Consider the following 1,506-nt stretch of genomic DNA (forward strand, 5'->3'; position numbering starts at 1 on the left):
GTCGCGGACGTTCCTGCAGCAGAAGCCGGCGGACAGCGTCGACGTGGCACAGGTGGCGATCGCTTTCGAGGACGCGCTGGAAGCGGCGACCGCCGACATCGCGGGCTGGGTACTGGTATCCGGCAACAGCGACCCCAACCCCGCACGTTGAACCGGGTGGCGCGTCAGCGACGGCGCGCCGGATCGATCCAGCGGAACGTCAGGTTGATGCGTGGCCCCACCGGTCGGGCCGTGCGCGGGAGCGCGTGGCGGTAATGCCGCTGCGTATCGCCCGCCATCACCAGCAGGCTGCCGTGCGGCAACGTCAACGCTGAGCGCAGCGCCGGATCCTGCCGGTGCTTGAGCAGGAAGCGGCGCGCGGCGCCCAGGCTGACGGAAGCGATCACCGGCTGCGGTCCGAGTTCGGGCTCGTCGTCGCTGTGCCAGCCCATCGCATCGCGTCCGTCGCGGTACAGGTTCGCCAGTACGCTGTTGAAGGGGGTATCGAGTTCATCCTGCAGCCGCAGCCGCAGACCGGACAGAGCGGCGGTCCACGGATGCGGCGTGAAGTCCGTGCCCGAGTAGCGGTACACCGCTTCCGCATCGCCGACCCACGCGCTCAGCCTGGGCGAATCGACCACGCGGCCGAACATCCGGATGCGGTGCACGCTCCACGGCAGCGTCGCCCGCAATGCATCGAACAGCGCATCGGCCTCCGCACCGGCCAGCCACGCGGGCCGATAGTCCAGATGCGCGCCCGGAAGCGCCGTGCCGTGTCCATTCGCAGCGAGCGGCAGGGGTATGGTCATGTCGGCGATGCTCGCGGATTTGCCCCATCCCGCGCAAACCCCGAAAATGCCCGGAGCCTAACGCCATGCTGGAGCAAGCCCGATGTCCGATGTCGAACGCGATGTGATGGAGTACGACGTCGTCACCGTCGGCGCGGGGCCGTCGGGCCTGGCGTTCGCGATCCGGCTCAAGCAGCTGAATCCCGAGATCTCGGTCTGCGTGATCGAGAAGGCCAGCACCATCGGTGCGCACATCCTCTCCGGCGCGGTGATCGAACCGCAGCCGCTCGACGCACTGCTGCCCGGCTGGCGCGACAATCCGCCGCCGGTCTGCGGGCCCGCTGCGGACGACGAGTTCTGGTACTTCAGCAAGGACGGCGGCCGCAAGTTCCCGATCGTGCCCCCGGGCATGCGCAACCATGGCAACTTCATCGTCTCGCTCGGCGCGATGTGCGCGTGGCTGGCGCCGCAGGCCGAAGCGCTGGGCGTGGAGATCTATCCGGGCTTCGCCGCTGCGGAAACGCTGCATGACGACGACGGCAAGGTCATCGGCGTGCGCATCGGCGACATGGGCATCGCCAAGGATGGCAGCCACAAACCCGGCTACACGCTGGGCATCGCCATCCGCGCCAAGGTCACCGTGCTGGCCGAAGGCGCGCGCGGCCACCTGACCAAGCGGCTGGTGAAGCGCTTCGCCCTGGACAAGGACAGCGACCCGCAGGCGTATTCGATCGGCATC

Annotated in this window: 2 protein-coding genes; one reads left to right on the forward strand and one right to left on the reverse strand. The window is 68.7% G+C overall.

Going from position 1 to position 1,506, the window contains the following annotated elements; translation table 11 throughout:
* Positions 1-164: 164 nt before the first annotated feature.
* Positions 165-788, reverse strand: a complete 624-nt coding sequence (locus ACOJSF_RS07425) for an alpha-ketoglutarate-dependent dioxygenase AlkB family protein (RefSeq protein WP_420141577.1) — start codon at positions 786-788, stop codon at positions 165-167.
* A gap of 82 nt (positions 789-870) precedes the next feature.
* Here ACOJSF_RS07425 and ACOJSF_RS07430 point away from each other — a divergent pair.
* A partial coding sequence (locus ACOJSF_RS07430; RefSeq protein ID WP_420141578.1) for an NAD(P)/FAD-dependent oxidoreductase occupies positions 871-1,506 on the forward strand: 636 nt, incomplete at its 3' end.

It is taken from the genome of Sphingomonas sp. (assembly GCF_048594985.1).
Lineage (GTDB): Bacteria > Pseudomonadota > Alphaproteobacteria > Sphingomonadales > Sphingomonadaceae > Sphingomonas_I.

Bases quoted from the DNA above. Each gene is read 5' to 3' on its own strand.
- ACOJSF_RS07425 (WP_420141577.1), bottom strand. From the start codon at position 788: ATGACCATACCCCTGCCGCTCGCTGCGAATGGACACGGCACGGCGCTT.